Source organism: Phocaeicola abscessus CCUG 55929 (genome assembly GCF_000312445.1).
GTDB classification, from domain to species: Bacteria; Bacteroidota; Bacteroidia; order Bacteroidales; family Bacteroidaceae; genus Phocaeicola; species Phocaeicola abscessus.
The window spans coordinates 944903-963545 of sequence record NZ_HE997182.1 but is presented as its reverse complement, the minus strand read 5'-3'; the positions used below and the strand labels follow the sequence as shown (position 1 = coordinate 963545).

General features: G+C 51.2%; 14 protein-coding genes. 2 read left to right on the top strand and 12 right to left on the bottom strand.

The features are described 5' to 3' along the window. Positions 1–9 precede the first annotated feature (9 nt). The 9 genes from BN102_RS03855 to BN102_RS03815 all read right to left on the bottom strand — a co-directional run bounded on the left by BN102_RS03855 (position 10) and on the right by BN102_RS03815 (position 8677). Positions 10–1422, bottom strand: coding sequence for a dipeptidase (locus BN102_RS03855; RefSeq protein WP_019207772.1), 1413 nt, complete (start codon positions 1420–1422; stop codon positions 10–12). 11 nt (positions 1423–1433) lie between these two features. Beyond that, complete coding sequence (gene aroC / locus BN102_RS03850) at positions 1434–2510, bottom strand: chorismate synthase (protein ID WP_019207771.1); 1077 nt, start codon at positions 2508–2510, stop codon at positions 1434–1436. 13 nt (positions 2511–2523) lie between these two features. Continuing rightward, complete coding sequence (locus BN102_RS03845; RefSeq protein WP_036787002.1) at positions 2524–3102, bottom strand: LemA family protein; 579 nt, start codon at positions 3100–3102, stop codon at positions 2524–2526. Between the two features lie 39 nt (positions 3103–3141). Further along, entirely contained in the window at positions 3142–4038 is an 897-nt protein-coding gene (locus BN102_RS03840) for a TPM domain-containing protein (protein ID WP_019207769.1), read from the bottom strand. Between the two features lie 104 nt (positions 4039–4142). Continuing rightward, the gene (locus tag BN102_RS03835) at positions 4143–5096 is read right to left on the bottom strand and encodes an alpha/beta hydrolase (RefSeq protein ID WP_019207768.1); all 954 of its coding nucleotides are present in this window, start codon (positions 5094–5096) and stop codon (positions 4143–4145) included. 16 nt (positions 5097–5112) lie between these two features. Next, positions 5113–5856 carry a shikimate dehydrogenase family protein gene (locus BN102_RS03830; protein ID WP_019207767.1) on the bottom strand — a complete coding sequence of 248 codons (744 nt, stop codon included), beginning with the start codon at positions 5854–5856 and terminating at the stop codon, positions 5113–5115. Positions 5857–5871: 15 nt separating this feature from the next. After that, positions 5872–6609 (bottom strand): bifunctional demethylmenaquinone methyltransferase/2-methoxy-6-polyprenyl-1,4-benzoquinol methylase UbiE, encoded by a 738-nt coding sequence (ubiE, locus tag BN102_RS03825; protein ID WP_019207766.1) that lies wholly within the window; start codon positions 6607–6609, stop codon positions 5872–5874. A 58-nt stretch (positions 6610–6667) separates the two neighbouring features. Further along, entirely contained in the window at positions 6668–7612 is a 945-nt protein-coding gene (locus BN102_RS03820) for a phosphoribosylaminoimidazolesuccinocarboxamide synthase (RefSeq protein ID WP_019207765.1), read from the bottom strand. Positions 7613–7639: 27 nt separating this feature from the next. Then, entirely contained in the window at positions 7640–8677 is a 1038-nt protein-coding gene (locus BN102_RS03815; RefSeq protein WP_019207764.1) for a PhoH family protein, read from the bottom strand. A 147-nt stretch (positions 8678–8824) separates the two neighbouring features. Between BN102_RS03815 and BN102_RS03810 the strand changes: the two genes are divergently transcribed. Together BN102_RS03810 and truA are read left to right on the top strand one after the other, a co-directional pair. Continuing rightward, the gene (locus tag BN102_RS03810; RefSeq protein WP_019207763.1) at positions 8825–9490 is read left to right on the top strand and encodes a DUF5715 family protein; all 666 of its coding nucleotides are present in this window, start codon (positions 8825–8827) and stop codon (positions 9488–9490) included. Beyond that, positions 9487–10233, top strand: a complete 747-nt coding sequence (gene truA / locus BN102_RS03805; RefSeq protein ID WP_019207762.1) for a tRNA pseudouridine(38-40) synthase TruA — start codon at positions 9487–9489, stop codon at positions 10231–10233. Before BN102_RS03810 ends, truA begins: the two co-directional genes overlap by 4 nt. A gap of 310 nt (positions 10234–10543) precedes the next feature. Here the strand turns inward: truA and BN102_RS03800 are convergent, their stop codons facing one another. The 3 genes from BN102_RS03800 to BN102_RS03790 all read right to left on the bottom strand — a co-directional run bounded on the left by BN102_RS03800 (position 10544) and on the right by BN102_RS03790 (position 18500). After that, entirely contained in the window at positions 10544–11461 is a 918-nt protein-coding gene (locus BN102_RS03800; RefSeq protein WP_019207760.1) for a nucleotidyltransferase family protein, read from the bottom strand. A 101-nt stretch (positions 11462–11562) separates the two neighbouring features. Next, the gene (gene tamL, locus BN102_RS03795) at positions 11563–13905 is read right to left on the bottom strand and encodes a translocation and assembly module lipoprotein TamL (RefSeq protein ID WP_019207759.1); all 2343 of its coding nucleotides are present in this window, start codon (positions 13903–13905) and stop codon (positions 11563–11565) included. Continuing rightward, positions 13905–18500: a translocation/assembly module TamB domain-containing protein gene (locus tag BN102_RS03790; protein WP_019207758.1), complete on the bottom strand. Its 4596-nt coding sequence runs from the start codon at positions 18498–18500 to the stop codon at positions 13905–13907. Before BN102_RS03790 ends, tamL begins: the two co-directional genes overlap by 1 nt. Positions 18501–18643 lie beyond the last annotated feature (143 nt).

The window sequence follows — 18643 nt, the reverse complement described above, 5'->3', positions numbered from 1 at the left end:
ATACCGAATTTATTTATCCTCTGAAGACTTGTCCTTAGATAAAGGATCGATTCTTTGTCTATAAATCACATCAAACTGTTGATGAAATTCTACTACAGCTTCAATTCCTTTCTTAAAAATATCGATAGAGATATGTTCGTTAGGGGAATGGATGGCGTTACTCTCCACGCCGAATCCCATCAGGATGGTTTTTATACCTAAGATTTGTTCAAAATCGCTGATGATCGGAATGCTTCCGCCTCTGCGTACCGCCAAAGGTTTCTTTCCGAAGGCTTTGGCAAATCCTTTTTCGGCAGCGATATATGCCGGGTGGTCGATAGGGCATACATAGCCCTCTCCTCCGTGCATCGGGATAACTTCAACTTCTACGCAGGCGGGAATGTTATCCTTGATATAGTTTATAAATAGCTCGGAAACGACTTCATGTTTCTGATGAGGAACCAACCGACACGAAACTTTAGCGTATGCTTTGGATGGAATAACGGTTTTAGAACCTTGATCCGTATAGCCTCCCCAAATGCCACAAACGTCGAAACTCGGCCGGCAGCTGTTACGTTCCAAGGTGCTGTATCCTCGTTCTCCCTTCAATGCCTTCACACCGATAGCATCCATGTACTTTTTTTCATCGAACGGTATCTGACGTATCATTTCCCGTTCTCTCGCAGGTATTTCTTCCACCTCGTCGTAAAAATGCGGAATCGTGATGCGCCCGTTTTCATCCAATACGGAATCGATGAGACGACATAATTCGATGATCGGATTCGCAACCGCCCCACCGAAATGTCCGGAATGAAGGTCTCGGTTCGCTCCGGTAACTTCGATTTGCCAATACGCTAATCCTCTCAATCCGGTAGTTAAGGACGGCAGGTACTCGCCTAACATGCTCGTGTCCGAGACGATGATTACGTCCGCTTTCAGCAAGTCTTTATGCGCTTTCAGGAATGCGTTCAGGCTCGGTGATCCGATTTCCTCCTCACCTTCCAGGATAAATTTGACGTTATGTTTCAACAGTCCTTCTTTGACTACATATTCGAAAGCCTTTGCTTGAATCATGGACTGTCCCTTATCGTCGTCAGCTCCTCTCGCCCACAACTGTCCGTGGCGAATAATAGGCTCGAACGGATGTGTATTCCATAATTCTAACGGTTCGGCAGGCATGACGTCGTAATGCCCGTAAACCAAAACGGTAGGTGCCGTATCGGAAACATGTTTTTGTGCAAACACCAAGGGATTCCCCGCCGACGGCATCACGATCGCTTCATCCGCACCGGCGGAGAGCAATAGCTGTCGCCATCGCTCCGCACAAGCCGACATATCGTCTTTGTGTTCGGGCATGGGGCTAATGCTTGGAATGCGAATCAGACTGCACAGTTCGTCTAAGAATCTCCTTTCATTGGCTTGGATGTAATTTTTGACTTCCATAGTGAAAGCTGTTATAAATGAGTGGTTTTATTTAGCAAACAGTAATCGAGCATCGTCATGGCGGCCATAGCCTCCACAATGGGAACGGCTCTGGGCAGTACGCACGGGTCGTGACGTCCATACACCTCGAGAGTGATATTTTCGCCGTTTATATCTACCGTCGCCTGTTCTTTCAATATCGTAGCAACCGGTTTGAATGCCACCCGAAAGTAAATGTCTTGTCCGTTGCTGATGCCTCCTTGTATTCCTCCGGAGTGATTGGTAAGGATATCGATGCGACCGCGATTATTGAAAAAGATGTCGTTCTGCCGACTACCTGGGAGATCCATGTCGTCGAAGCCGGCTCCGTAAGCAAATCCTTTGGCAGCGTTAATACTCAGCATCGCGGCGCCTAATGCGGCATGGAGCTTTCCGAAGACCGGTTCTCCCACACCGATCGGACAACCTCGAATAATACAGGTAATTACGCCGCCGATGGTGTCGCCGGCAGCTTTCACTTCTTCGATCAGTTTTATCATCTCGCCGGCTTTCTCGGGATCGGGACAACGAACGATGTTTTGCTCGATCTTGTCGAAATCGTATTGCTTGTAATCCCGGTTTGTCGAAACGGAGCCTACTTGCGAAGTATAGGCGACGATGGAAATCCCCAATTCCTTCAATGCCAACTTGGCCAAGGCCCCGCCCACTACTCTCGCTACCGTCTCTCTCGCCGAAGACCGGCCGCCGCCACGATAATCCCGAACGCCGTATTTTTGCGTATACGTATAATCGGCATGCGATGGACGATAGATGTTCCTGATAGCAGCATAGTCTTTCGAATGCGGATCGATATTCTTCACCGCAAAACCGATGGGACATCCCGTCGATTCTCCCTCAAAGATACCGGAAAAAAATTCCACGACGTCGGGCTCCTTTCGATTCGTCGTGATGCGGGATTGACCAGGACGTCGGCGGTCGAGTTCCTGCCGAATAAAGGCTTCATCGATCGATATGCCGGACGGGAAGCCGTCGATTACGCCACCTACAGCTTGTCCGTGAGATTCCCCGAACGTAGTCAACCGAAAAATATTTCCGAAAGTATTCGACATGCTAAGCTGATCGTTAAAATTTAACTTCGGGAGCGCTTTCGCTACCTTCCGTCGCTTCGAAATATGGACGCGCCCGGAAGCCGAAAAGGCCGGCCACGAGATTGCGAGGGAACTGGCGGATATGCGTATTGTAAGTTTTAGCCGTTTGGTTAAAGTTACGGCGTTCTACGGCAATCCGGTTTTCCGTGCCCTCCAATTGAGCTTGAAGTTCTTTGAAATTTTCGTTGGCCTTCAGTTCCGGGTAATTTTCAGAAATGGCGATCAATCGGCTCAACGCACTTCCTACAGCGCCTTGAGCATTTTGAAATTCTTTCAATCTCTCGGGAGTGAGGTTGTCTGCATCTATTTTGATGGCAGTTGCTTTGCTACGAGCTTCGACTACAGTTTCGAACGTCTCGCTTTCATGGACGGCATATCCTTTCACTGTATTCACCAGATTGGGAATAAGATCGGCACGGCGCTGATATTGATTTTCGACATTACTCCATGCCGTACTCACCGCTTCCTGACCGGTTACCAATCTATTGTACTGACCGACACCCCACAATACTACTGCTGCAAGTACGACAATAATGATGATCGACTTTTTCATTTTTCTTCCGTTTTAATTGTTAGTACTACTCATGCTGTTTTAAAAACGACTTCCGGCACCGCCACCACCAAAGCTCCCGCCGCCGAAACGACCTCCGAATCCGCCGCGTCCACCTAATCCGCCTCCCAGGAAAGTGCCCCCTCTTCCTCGAAGACCTTTGTAATCCTCGTCGGAAGATTCACGGATACGCTTGAAGACATACCCGCAGTTTCGACAAATATAGGTGACTTCCTCTCTTTTCTGTCCGTTCTTTTTATATAAGAGACGCGATTCGACTCGTTTGATACGGTGTTTCTTGCATTGAGGGCATTTCGACGAATTCCATACGATATAGAAAATAAGTCCCATCACGCCGAAGAAAAAGATCAGAAAGATACCCACCGTAAACAAAGCGTTTTCATCCGCATCCTCTTCCGCAGGATCCATGGAACCCTCGAGGATGTCGCCGACCGCTCGGATGCCGGCTACCATCCCTTCGTCCCACCGATCCTTGCCGAAGCAAGGATTCATATATTTATTCTGGATTCGTTTGCAGATGGCATCGGGAAGAGCGCCTTCCAGACCGTATCCGGTAACGAATTGAATGCATCGTTCTTCTGTCGAGAGCAGGATAACCAACCCGTTATCGCGCTGCTTTTGCCCCACCCCGTTTCGCTTTCCTAACTGATAGGCGAATTCAAAGCAATCATGGCCTTCGATTCCTGTTACGACTGCCACTATCGTCTGAATGCCGGTTTTATTTTCCAAGGCATAAAGCACACTGTCCATCGTTGCGACGGCGGATGCCGAAAGTATTCCATCCGGATTGGAGACATATCTTGTACGATCTTGCAGATGTACGAGAGGGATTTCTTTAACCGTGTATTCCTTCGCTCCGATTTGCATCACAAAAAAGAGGAATCCTGCGACCGTGAAGATGTGTTTTATTCTTTTCATTAGTCGCAAATATAAGGTAAATGAAATTCCTATGAAAAATAAATCGTTATTTTTTTATGACGTACCATCAAATCGTCGCGTCACGAGGAAATCCTCCACCAATATCAACGGACATACTCGTTGACGAAACGGCATACTTTTTCCGTATAGACGGCGGGCTGAAAGTAGTAAGCACGGGCATGGGTCGCCTTCGGAGCGATCCAGATCTCTTTCGGTTCCGGTTTGGCTTCGTATAAGGGATAAACCATTGCCGTAGGGACGAAATCGTCCTTTTCTCCATGGATGAACAGCATCGGCAATTTGCAACGGGCAACCTGTTTGAGCGACGAGGCTTCTCTGAATCCCCAACCGTGCTCGAGTTTGCAGAGTATGCTCGCCGTCTCTAATATAAGGGGAGCGAAGACTTTCGTTTGCCGTTTCAACCTCGCATAGAATTCGTCCCACACACTGGTATAACCGCAATCCTCTACGAAACATTTGACGTAAGCGGGCAATACCTCTCCGGAAACCATCATGACGGTCGCAGCTCCCATCGATACGCCGTGCGCCACGATTTGCGTATCCTCTCCGTAGAGGTAGCGAGCCACTTCCATCCACTGCATGACGTCTTTCCGGTCGAACCATCCCATTTGTACGAATTCTCCTTCGCTTTGCCCGTGATACCGTAAGTCCGGTAAAAGAATGTTATATCCTAATTTCTCGTTGTATATCTGTCCCAACATCATCATCCGGATAGCATTGGCCGTGTATCCGTGCACCAGGACGGCAGTCTTGCCTGTCGGTCGCGCAGCGTTGACATAATAAGCGTGCATTTTCACTCCGTCGGGCGATACGATAACGGTGTCTCTGATGGCTTTTACTCGTCGCAGGCTATCCACCCATGGTTTTGCCTGCGGAAAGTTTTCTAACATGAAATTCCAATTCCACTCCAAGTCTCGTGTTTTGCATTCCGGCCTGAGCGTCGAATCTACCATTTTGTCGGCGATAAAAACCGTTACCCCCAACGTTGCCGCAAACAGGCCGAGAACCGTGTAGCCGACGATCTTTCTCATTTTCATCGTTATCGTCTTTCGTCTATTTATTCCAAATATCCCATGCCGCAAAGGCCTGGAAGAGCAACATCTCCAATCCGTTTTTAACCACCGTTCCTTTCTCGGCTCCCTTTTTAAGGAAGAGGGTGACATCGGGATTGTAAAGCAAATCGTATAATAAATGGCGGGGGGTGAGGAACCGGTAAGGAATCTTGGGGCATTCGTCGGTATGGGGAAACATCCCGACAGGCGTACAATTGACGATGATTTTATAGGCTTGCATGAGTTCCTCGGTCAGTTCTTCATAGGTGAGCACATGCTCCCTTTTCTTTCGGGACACGAACCGGCATTCGATATTCATTTTTCTCAGCGCATAATGAATCGCTTTGGACGCTCCTCCGGTACCCAACAGGAGGGCCTTGCGATGATGGGGTTCGAGAATGGGTTGGATAGATTGTGTAAAACCGATAAAATCGGAATTGTATCCTACCAATCTCAATTTTTTCTTCGACTGGCGAACAAACTTGATGACATTGACCGCCCCGATTCCGCGAGCGTCTTCATCCAGATCGTCCAACAGCGGAATAACCTTTTCCTTATAGGGGATGGTGACGTTCAACCCTTGTATGTCGGGGTTCTCGTCGATCACTTTCGGAAAATCGTCGATGGCGGGAATCTCAAAATTGACGTATTCCGCGTCGATTCCCTCGGATTCGAACTTTTCGTTGAAGAAATTTCGCGAAAAGGAATGTCCGAGCGGATAACCTATTAATCCATACTTTTTCATTTGCTTACCACTTGGTTATTTCGTTGCGATATACAAGGCGCACAGGCCTCCGGTCAATCGCTTCCATGTTGCGTCTTTAAATCCGGCCTTGTGCATAATGCCGATCATCTTTTCTCCTTGCGGGAAGGCTTTGACGGAATCGGGCAGGTAACGGTACGCTTTCCCGTCTTTCGAAAAGAGCCTTCCTAACAACGGGATAACGGATTCCGAATAAAGCTTATAAAGCTGTTTCATCGGGAACCACTGCGGTGTTCCCAATTCCAAGATGATCATCCGGCCGTTCTCTCTCAGAACGCGGTGCATTTCCTGCAATCCGGCGTCGAGGTTCTCGAAATTACGAACGCCGAATGCCACGATGACGGCATCGAATCGATTCGACGGGAGCGATAGTGCTGCGACGTCTTCTTTTCGAAAAGAAATACAGCGTTCGAATCCCGCAGCCCTCACTTTTGTCCTGGCCACCCTCATCATCTTTTCCGAGATGTCGACTCCGATCAGTTCTTTCGGCTGTAGGATCCGGCAAGCCTGTATGGCGAAATCGCCGGTTCCCGTAGCCACATCCAAGATGCTTCTCGGGTGCGATGGGGCTAAACAACGGATGGCTCTTTTTCTCCAGCACCGGTCGATATTCCAGGAAAGGGTATGATTCAGTTTGTCGTAAGTCGGCGCAATGTGATCGAACATCTGTTCGATCTGTTTCGTCTTTTTCCCTTCCGACCGGTAAGGCTTGATCTGTTCCTGAGGATAGTTCATCGAGGGCAAAGAAGAGCATGTCAACCGATCGAGCTGATACCCTCTTGGTGAGACGCTGTCATTTCAAATAGTTGTTTACGTTCTTCTCGATGCGGGCGAGCAGATCGGTCTGTTCTTCTCTGACGAATTTCTCGCCCGTGATATGTTCGTACAGTTCGATATAGCGCTCGCTGATCGAATGCACTATTTCGTCTGTCATTTCCGGTACCTTCTGGCCGACTTTCCCCTGGAATCCGTTGTCCATTAACCATTCGCGAACGAATTCCTTCGAAAGTTGTTTTTGCGGCAACTCTTTCTCGAAGCGATCTTCATAACCTTCCGCATAGAAATAGCGGCTGGAATCGGGCGTATGGATTTCGTCCATCAGATAAATCTTGCCGTTGTGCTTACCGAATTCATATTTGGTATCGACTAAGATCAGTCCGCGTTTAGCAGCCATCTCCGTCCCTCTTTCGAACAGTTCCTGCGTATACCGCTCCAATAATTCGTATTCTTCCGCAGTGGCAAGGCCCTGAGCCAAGATTTCCGCTTTCGAAATATCCTCGTCGTGCGTACCGATCTCTCCCTTGGTGGTAGGGGTAATGATCGGATGGGGGAATTTCTCGTTTTCGCGCATTCCCTCCGGCAGACGGATGCCGCATATCTCGCGCACGCCGCTTTTATAAGTGCGCCATGCGCTGCCGCAAAGGTAGCCGCGGATGATCATCTCTAACGGAAATCCCTTGCACATGATCCCCGCGGTGACCATCGGGTCGGGGGATGCCGTTTTCCAGTTCGGGCAGATATCGGTAGTGGCATCCAAAAATGTCAACGCGATTTGATTCAGCACTTGTCCTTTGAAAGGAATGCCTTTCGGAAGGATAACGTCGAAAGCGGAAATACGGTCTGTGACGACCATGATCAACTGCTCGTCGCCGATGTTGTACACATCGCGCACCTTTCCATGGTATACGGCTTTCTGTCCCGGAAAATGAAAGTCTGTTTTTGTCAATGCTACACTCATACTGATAGTTGTTAAATATTGAATTATCTATTTCATTTCGGAGAAGTCGGGATGGAACTTATCGCCCCTCCTCATTGCTCCGGTCTCTTCCTGATATACTTCTTCCCGCGCAGTCTGCGACGTTTTCGTCTTTTCCTCGTATCTCTCGTATGCTTCGACTATTCGGGTTACCAATTTATGGCGCACGATATCTTTCTTATTCATCTCGATGAAACTGATGCCTTTGATTCCTTTCAAAATATGCATGGCTTGTATCAGTCCCGATTGTTGGGAAGCAGGCAAGTCGATCTGCGTGATGTCGCCGGTAAGCACCATTTTGGTATTCATGCCCATTCGGGTAAGGAACATCTTGATTTGCGGCGGCGTGGTGTTCTGCGCTTCGTCCAGGATGACGACGGCGTCGGTCAGGGTTCTCCCCCGCATAAATGCGATGGGGGCGATCTGGATGACGTTCGATTCCATGTATTCCTGCAGTTTGGTTGGGGGAATCATATCCTGCAAGGCGTCGTACAGCGGCTGCAGATAGGGGTCTATCTTATCTCTCATGTCGCCGGGAAGGAAGCCGAGCTTTTCGCCGGCCTCTACGGCCGGACGGCTCAGCACGATTCTTTTGATCTCTTTATTTTTCAAGGAGCGAACGGCCAAGGCAATAGCCGTATAGGTCTTACCCGAACCGGCGGGGCCGACGGCGAATATGAGATCGTTTTTATCGAAATCTTCAACCAATTTCTTTTGATTTGCGCTGTGCGGAACGATCGGTTTCCCACTGACACCGTAAACGATGACAGGATGGTCGGCGTCACCGCTCAGGGGCTTGCCCTTGACGGTATCCAAGATCGCTTCTTGAGTGAGCGAATTGCGTGTGGCGCAAAATTTTTCCAGGGCCAGGATGCTGGCTTCGAAGGCCGTCATCTCCTCTTCCTCTCCCATCACCTTGATCACGTTCCCCCGAGCAACGATGCGCAGCTTGGGGTAGAGCGCCTGAATCATTTGCATGTTGGCATTGTTTACGCCGTAAAAAATAACGGGATCGACGTCTTCTAAAACGATATGTCTTTCTATCATCTATACCTGTTAAACTATTCCTGTGCAAAGTTAATAAATGGTTTCTTCTGTTTTTCGTTTTAGAACGATTTATTTACGGCGGGATGAAACGTAAGACAGATTTTTGCCTTATCTTTACTCCCGCTTTTAAAATATATCATTCGGGAAATGAAAAAAAATGGCATGAGAGTGGCTTGTTGTCTTCTCTTTATCAGTGTGCTGGCGTGGAACGGCTGCAAGGAGAAAGAGATGAAGCTGAACGATCCGCATAATATAAAAGGGGTCGTCAGTTATAAGAGGTGTTTCAACGATATGAACGATGTGCAGCTCGAAACGGCGCAACGCATAGGCATCCGCCCTATCCATTCGCGCGAACAGGCACAGCATTTGGCAAAGCGATTGATCGAAATCAAATCCTGCGACCATTATCTCGTCGATTCCCTGACACATTCCATTCCTTTTCTAGTTCCGAGAGCGTCGGAATTGCTGAAAGCCATCGGAACGAATTTCAAGGATTCGTTAGTCCGTAAGGGATTGAATCCCAACCAAATTATCGTAACCTCTGTGCTCCGCACCAAAAGCGATCAAAAGCGTTTGCGGAGAGGCAACGGGAATGCGACCGAAAATTCTGCCCACGCGTACGCTACTACTTTCGACATTACCTATAAACGTTTCCACAAGTTGGAAGACCCGGAAGGATATCCTACGCAGGAGGTCGATCCGGATATGTTGAAAATGGTTCTCGCGGAAGTCTTGTACGATTTGCGCAAAACGGAGAGGTGCTATGTGAAATATGAGTTGAAACAGGGATGCTTTCATATCACTGCGCGATGAGATATTTCATAGAGTTGGCCTACGACGGGACGGATTATCATGGCTGGCAGATACAGCCCAACGGCAATAGCGTGCAGGCGACGTTGGCGAAAGCGCTCTCCCTCGTCTTGCGGAAAGAGACGGAAGTGGTAGGAGCCGGCCGTACCGATGCGGGAGTCAGCGCTGCTAAAATGGTCGCCCACTTCGATATCGACGAAGCGATCGACCTCCCTTTACTGACGGAGAAACTTTCCAAGCTACTCCCTCCCGACATCGCCGTTCGCCGCATCGACAGCGTGAGGGAAGACGCCCACGCCCGTTTCGATGCGCTCTCTCGGACATATCGGTATCATGTCGTCACCCGCAAGGATCCCTTCCTTCGCCGTTATGCCTGGCGAGTTCCTTTCGCACTCGACTTCGGGGCGATGAACGAAGCGGCTCAGGCTCTTTTCGACTATACCGATTTCACCAGTTTCAGCAAAGTGCATACGGACGTCAAAAACCATCGTTGCAGGATTATGAAAGCGGGATGGGAGCAGACGGGCGATTACGAATGGGTGTTCACCATTCAGGCCGACCGCTTTCTGCGCAATATGGTACGGGCGGTGGTGGGAACGCTGGTCGAGGTGGGAAGAGGCCGACTTTCCGCCCGGGAATTCCGGCAGGTGATCGAGAAGAAAGACCGTTGCGCCGCCGGCGCTTCCGTCCCTGCCCATGCATTGTTCCTGACGGATATCGATTATCCGACGGATATTTATCGCTGACCTTGCTTTCAAAAAGGAATGCCACAAGAGCGAATCCTCGACGGGAATTTCTCTCCGCATACACCGACCGATGACGTTAATATCTGAAACAGGGGAAAGCTTGAAAACTTAAACGGTCGCACAGGAATAATTCTTTCTTCCGCCGTAAGAGCGTTCGCAGATACAAAGATAATTTATTCTCTCGCTGCAGAGCGTCCCGAAGGCCGGGGATCATGTCTGCCGGCATCTACATTCACTTTTCAGGTCTCTGCAATAGGCACGGACGCCTGCGCCGAAACTCCCGTTTCGACACAGGCGCAGCCGACCTGTTTCACTCTTGGAACAACTTAGCCGGATAAACGCCTCTGTCCACCAAGGCTTTCAACTTGGCGACCACCTCCGGACGATCTTCCGGATAGGTTACGCCGAACCATTTGCTCGCCGTGTCGAGGACTTCGACGGTGGCCGTTCCGTCTTTAATCAGCTTGTCGACCATCAGCGGGATGAAGAATTCGCTCTTCAGGTTCGTCCTGTTCTTCGGATCGGCGAGGAATTCCTTGAAATATGTTTTGCTGTAGGCGAAGTAATCGGGCGTGAACCCCCAGAAATTCATGCTGACAGGCGTATTCTCCGGGATGGCCACCCACTGATCGCGCTCATCCAAATACTTCACTTCCCCCTCCATGCGCTGCATCTTCGTACGCTCCACCACCGAAGTGAGACGACGCTGCCCGTCGGTGCTGCACACGCCCCGGGAAACGGTCCCGCTCTCGCTCAACGTGTTACCTACGCGGAAGCCGACCATGGCATATCTGTGCTTCGATCCGGCGGGAAGATCGGCCAGGAATTTCCCCATCACCCGGAACGAGTCCGAGCCGTAATAATCATCGCAATTGATGACGGCGAAAGGCTCGTCGATCACCTTCTCTCCCCTCATCACCGCATGATTGGTTCCCCAGGGCTTGGTACGTCCCTCGGGGACGGTAAAGCCTTGCGGAATATCGTCGATCGACTGAAATACCAATTCGCACGGAATATGGTCTTCATACTTCGAAACGATCTTCTTGCGGAAATCCTCCTCAAAATCTTTTCGAATCACAAACACCAATTTTCCGAACCCTGCATGAATCGCATCGTAAATGGAATAATCCATGATGGTTTCGCCGTTCGGGCCGAGGCCGTCCAACTGTTTCAGACCGCCATAACGGCTGCCCATGCCGGCAGCCAATAAAAATAAAGTAGGTTTCATAACTTTTTACTGTTTGTTATTTTATTCCTGTCTGCAAAAGTATAAAATAATCGGCTTCTCTCCACACGAATCATGCAATATCCGATTCGGACGATAAAACCTCAGAACGGATAACCGATAGCCAGGTGAAGCCCCAAGCCGTCTTTAAACCGGGGGATGTTGTAATATCCGCTTTTCCCCGTCGCATACGGAGCATGCAGCCCTATCCCCACATCCATACGAACGACCAGAAATTCCAAGTCGTACCGGAGGCCGAAGCCCGTACCCAATGCAACACTCTTTGCGAAGTTCTTCAGGATAAATCTTCCTCCCGGCCGGGACTCGTCGTTCCTGAGCAACCACACGTTGCCGGCATCCAGGAACGTCGCCCCGTAAAGATTTCCCAAAATGGGGAAGCGGTACTCCAAATTGGCTTCGAGCTTCAGGTCTCCTGTTTCGTCTATGTAGCCGTACCTGTTCGCCGCATCCGGATGATAGATGCCCGGCCCCAACGACCGGATCGTAAAGGCGCGGATGCTGTTCGCCCCGCCTATGTAAAACTGTTCGCTGTAAGGAGAGATCGACTGGTTACCGTAAGCGTAGACGAATCCGCCCATGATGCGGGCAGCCCAATGACGCCTCCTGTCCGCATTCGACAAAAACCGGAACTCCGTGGTCACCTTGACGAACTGGGCATACGGACTGTTCAACAGCTTCTTATCCTTCTCTTCGAGCCCTTTCCCCAGCGCCGCAAACAAGAGGGAAGTCGCATTGCCAGCGGAGGTGAAAGACGTCTCCCATCCATACCGATGCTTCGCTTTGGTCTGCGAATTATCGTAAGTGAAGGTATAGCTTACAGCGGGAATGAACTGATTGCTCAAGCTCAGCGACAAGGTTCTATTCACCTTCATGATGGAATCGAACGCCGCCGTGGTATGTTGCAGCGTATTGAATGTCAAGCGGAACGGCGTGACGGTATGCTTCCACGTCCTCGAAGACCGGAAGTCATACGATACCGTCCCTCCGAAAGAGAGCATCTTAAAGAAGCGCGAACGGTTCAACTGGTTGGCGTATAACTTGAAAGAAGTGTGCTGAGCATACCGATAGCGGTCGCCTTTCTCCTTCACCCACGGCAACACTAACTCGGGGAATTCCAACGCCACGGTCAATCCCATTTCGTACGAGTTCATCTTGTTCCGTTCCTCGCGAGTCAGTTCGGACGAGTTGGTCTGCCACTCGTAAGAGCCTTTCAGTTGGAAAGACAAGGCGGCGGCCGAGCGCAAGAAATTATGCTTAGTCAGGCCGAATACGACGCCCGGACCGGCCTGATCCGTGCTCTTCGTGGTCACGTTCATCTCCACCGAAGCATCGTAAGGTCGGTCGAACACGGCCAACACATTCACGTTCAACGTATCGCACGCGGAGGTCGTATCGTTCGGGGCAAAGCTATAATCGACCACTTTGAAGACCCCCAAGCGGGAAATCCGTTCCTGTGTAATCTTCAGACGGGATTGGGAGAACAAACTTCCCTTTCGCATGAAATACCGGCGGCGGATGACCGAAGGCCTCAAACCGGGCTTACGCCCCGTATAACGAACCGTTATGTCCCTTGACCGTACGGAATCGAACATCGGACGTTCCTCCCCACGCATTCGACTGTTTATAAGCGTAAAGACGGTATGGCCGACGTAATACTGACGGGCAGCTCGTTCCGGCAACCCTTTCCGGTTGACGACTTTTATTTCCGCATGTCCCGGCCGCCGGATCGTATCCGCCAAGAAAGAGAGGTATTCGGGGCGATAGTAATAATAGCCGTTATTGCGAAGCAGGTTACAGAGTCGGGTACGTTCTTCCTGTAATTTCAACACGCTGAAATGATCCCCCTTCCTGACTGCGCGTTCTTCATGCGACGAACGAATCAGGCTGTCCGCCCGATAAGGGAAATTCGCATACGTCAACGTATCGAAGTAATAAGGTTGCTGCATATCGACCCTGTAAGAAAGTTTCGCCTTCCGCCTATTCCTCATGGAATCGGTCGAATAAGTCACGACGCCGTGGAAGAACCCATAGTCGTGCAGCAGGTTCGTCGCTACTTTCGAGCGGGCCTCGGCATTCACGGTCGACAGATAGACGGGTTTCGAGGCCAACTTCCTAAAGATCCAATTGCCCACCCCCTTCCGATCCTGATACCCGACAAACGAATTGTATATCCAGAGCCCGAAAGGAAGTGGAAAGCGGAGCGAATTGCTGCCCAGAATCGCATTGTTGGGAGGATAGGATAAAGCCGCCTCCACCTCTGCCAAGGCCTGCGCACCGGTATCGGATTTATCTTCATGCAGGATTTCCATCTTCTTCACACCGACATACAAGGTTTCTTCCTCCGGCAGATTCCTCGTCGTGGAACAGCCGGAAAACCATACCGACAGCAGCGAGAGGAGGACGCTATATCGCACAGGGGTTTTCATCAGTTATCGCGTTTCTTTTTGAAAATAAACAATTCGCCCAATCTATCCAATTTTTTTCTCAAGACAAGACCTGCGCCGGTCTCGACCACTTCACCCTCGAGAACGCTTTCGTAGTTCCTATCGTGGAACAGTTTTATGTACCGAGTTCCCGAATTATCCAAACGATATTCGATAGAGACCTTGTCGATAAACGATTCCCGCTGTGAGGCAGTATTGCCTGTCGAGGCCGTCCCGCCGATCACGACGCGAACCCGATTGTTCCAGAACCGACGCGCCAACTGGAAGTTATAATCGGTATGACGCCCCCGGTCATCCTCCAACGTTTCGACGCCGATATTCACGTCCAGCGACTTTCCCACGATGTCCGAAATCTGATTTTGCAAGAAAGAGTTCAAGGCATTATTGACGTTGAAGCCGCTGCTCGAGGTATTGCTCTCCGCCATATAGGCCCCCGTCACCAACATCGTGACTGCCAGCTTGTTCCGCTGTTCTTCGCTCATCGTCGAAAGTTCGTTTCGAATGGTTCCGTCTTCCGGAGCGGAGAGGATGAAACTTAATCCGAGGTTCCCTAAGGTCTGCGATAATTTCACCCCGACGTCAAAGCTTACCATCCTGTCCGACTGCCCGTCCGCCCCGACTCTCGCCCGTACCCTTTCGGTGGCGACAATATTCATTTTCGGGTTCATCAAATCGCCCGTCCACTCCAAGTAGCTCCCATTTTGTATATGAAACGTTTTCAAAGGGATCACGGGGATTTCGTATTTCATTTCTCCGCTGATGAGCGAATAGCGCCCGTTGAGCAACATGTCTCCTTCCGGCGTATATTGGAAAGAGAGGTCGCCTCCGCCTTCCAACAGCATGTAGTTAGAACCGTCCTCCGTCAAATCGACATGTGTCTGAACGGCCTGATCGACATGAATAGTCATCAACACGTCGACACCCGTCAGGGCGGTCGGCTGGACGGTAGCCTCCGTCCCGGCGGTATCGTTGAAGTTGACGAATGCGACCGTCTCGCCCAGTCGATCGTTTACGGTCAGGGGAGAGTCTTTCATCACGTAGCTAAAATCCGTATTTCCCAACACATTCATATTGCCTCGCATGACGAGGTTATCCATCGAACCGCGGAGGAAAGCGTTCACGTCCACATATATCTTGCCATAAGTCACGGCCCGTTTGGTTTTGGGAGCATTGAGCAATTCGTAGTTGTCGGCTTTCATCCATAAGTTCAGTTCCATCTGCGTCAAACGGGTCATATCGATCGTACCGTTCACCGTCAGGGGCGCCTTTCCTTTCGTATAAAGGCGAAAGTCTTTCAACGCCAGCTTGCTGTCAGTCACCTGCAGCGGATGCCGGTCGAAGCCGAACCGAGCAGACAAATCCGGCAGATACATCGAGACGGAATCCAACGAAAGCTGACCGTTCAGTACGGGATTCAAAGGGTTTCCCCTGGCCGAAAGCGTGCCGTCCAATCGACCGTCGAACTCGATCACGTTGTCCGGAACGAAAGGGTTGACGACATAGAGGGGGAAGCGTTCCAAATCTACCTCGGCGGTCAACGATCCGCTCCCCGTTTTAGCATTCAGGTAGATACCGTTGATATGGCCGATTTCTTCTCCTTCATGCAAGAGAAATCCGTCGACGTGATGATCGTTCGAGGAACCGGGCAAATAAACGGCATTGGCTTCCCAATTGCCAAGTTTGCTACCCTCGTATACGAAATGCTTCACCTGCAAGTCCACGTTGATCATCGGCTTGTGATCCTTGACGATGTAATGGCCGGATCCTTCTATCCAGCCTTCCATATTCGGCATATAAGGAATAATCCGGCGGAACTCCTGCAGATCGACCCGATTCAATTCCACTGTCATATCCTGCTGTGCCAACGTATCCGCCCGGTCGGAATAGAACTGCACGCCCGTACCTCGATCGTCGTGCATGTTGACATTTGCGTCGATCCGCCCTTCGCCGCTGAAGAAAACATAATTGTCGGGGTTGAGGGTAAACGGCCTGTAGACCAGCGTCGGCTTATCCGGATACAGGTGGAGGCGTATACCTTCTCCCTGCAATTCCGCACTCACGCCCAAGTAAGCCCCCGTCTCTTTCTTCCCGTTCCGGTAGCGCACCGACAACTGTCCGCTGTTATTCGACAGACTGCCCTTCAGGCTGATATCGAAGGCGTCCTGCGTTTTCTTCGCACCATTGGCATACTCATTCGTCAGATAGATGCCCGTCGAATCCTGACGGAGATTCACGAAAACGGAATCCAGCAACAGACTATCGACTTTCAGTCCCCGAATATATCCGTCGCCCTTTACCCCATCCGTCGGCGACGTATTCAAGTTCAGCGCCAGACTGCGATACGAAATGCCTTTTATCCGCAAATAATTCTGAATGGGATTCTCTCTACCGGAAGTGATTTTCAAGTACATGCTCGGATAAAACCGATTCCAATCGCTCTGCCGGATGCGCTTACTTTTCCACTGCCTGTCGATCTCTGCCCATAAGTTATTCCCCGTTTCCGCCAGAGTCTCCGCATCCCCCTGCGCCAACATCGACAAGTCCAGATCGCCGGCCCTTACGTAAGCCTGCGTATAATCGGCGGACGAGGAGAACCCGCCGTACAGATCCTTGGCCGGATAGGTTTTCGTCTGCGAAGTGATGACGGTTCCCAAGACGGAAACATCGAATGCATAGCGTTTCTTCCCGTCCGTTCGGAACGTCGCGCCGATCCGATGGGCAGTCGTCAGCGGCACTTCTACGAACTGCAGGGCCTGCCAGTCGATCTTCGCCGCCTCCATCTCCAGTTTCGCCGCCACGTCGTTCGGTTTGAGATGCCCGTTCAATTCCGCCTTCAAATCGACCAGACCGGTAGCGGTGGCGGCGACATGCAACCGATGCCGATCCAGACCGGCGGTCAACCGAATAGCCGAGAACGCATAACTACCGTACCGGAGCTCATCCACCGACGCCTTGGCGGAAAAATGCGCTGCGGGCGAAAAGAAATCCGTCCCCTGGCCCTCCGCCTGCAACCTGGCAGAAACAGTAAACGACGAATCGATCGGCAAGAAGGTGTGTACATTCAGCTTATCGAACTCGGCCTCCAGCTTGTACTTCGCTTTCCGCCAGTCGTACCGAAACACGGCGTGTGCACGTTTCACCGCCTCGGAAATCGATAAGCTGTCGGCCGGGACGACCGAATCGGGCGGCGCCGTAACCTTAGCGCCAGCGGTCGTAAGCGAGAGATCCGCCCCGACCTCCGTACCCGACAAAGATACAATCCCGGCGAGGCCGCTCCCTTCGGGGACGGTATACCCGCCCGGTAAGAGGGAAATGAAACGCATGTCGCGGAACTTCGAATTCAACGACAATTCGCCGCTTCGACGAGTCGAATCCGTCAGATTAGCGAAGGTCCCTTCCGCCACGATACGGAAGGCCGAGGGGAGTTCCGCCGTGAAAGCGGCGACATGCAATCGATTCATCGTTCCGTCCGCTCCCAGACGGATTCTCAGCGGTTGCGAGGGATAAGCCTGCAGGAGCCTTCGATCGACGCCGCCCCAGCCAAGCAGCATGTCGGGCTTACCGATATCCGCCATCAGGCGGGCCGACACCCGAGCGGTTTCATCTCCGTCGAGGGCTTTCCAATCCATGCTTCCCCTCAGCTCTACGTACGAATCCGACGTGGAAACCCTTAACGAGGGGATGCGGATCCCCTCCTCGTCCGCCTCCAGTCGACCCCTCGTCGAAACGATTTCCAACCCGGAACGCTCCTTGAAAGCCAAGCCGTCGACGACGGCCTTCATCCTCCTCCCCCGATAAAAAAGCGAATCCAATCGGATATCGATTCCACTCAACGATACCTGCGAAAGCGTATCCCCGCTCCTCCTCAGCCACGCCGAACTGTTCCCTACCGAGAACGAGCCGATGCCGTATGTCGATCGCTTCAAATCGATTTCCCCGTCCCGTATGCGCGCCTCGGCGAGACAAGCCGCCAAAGTCAGGCTATCCCGAGGCATCAGTATTTTTACAGAAACCTTTTCGACATTCGCCTCCTCTACCCTGACCCGCCATGCGATAGAGGACGAGGCAGCCTCCTTCTCGGCAGCCGTGTCGTTCAGCCAGAGGCACAAATCCGAATTCTCCAAAGACACCTTGTCGAGCAGCACCTCCTCCTTGTCCAACGCAATACCGTGGCTCGAGACGTAGATCCTACCGACCGTTCCCTTCAGCCGCAGGCCATCGATCCGGTCCGAAGAATCAATGTAACCGTCGTTCAAGGTGACGCCGTCGATCTCTATGTGTTTTCTCAACAAGGGCATCAGCCGAACATCGGCATGCAACCGGCTTACCTGCAGCAGGGTATCGCGGTTGGCGGAAACGGCGCCGACCTCTTCCAAGACGAGATCCAAAGGGAACGACAAAGAAATGCGACCGATAGCGATGCGCAACCCCAGAGATTCGGAAGCGTAAGCAGTCGCGCGGGCGATCAGAAAATGCTGAACGGGAGGCAGATAAACCGAAAGGCACAGGCACAGACACAGGATGAACGGCGCAGCGACTATCCACAATGTCCGACGTATGTGTCTTTTTATCTTCATGAACCGAATTTCTTCAAACCTGCTGCAAACATAATGAAATTTGCGACATCATCACGATTTCCTTCGAGTATTTTTATACGTAATCACTCGGCAGCCGAACGCTTCCGGCGGAGACTCTGTTTCGATGCCCCGGCAGCCAAGTG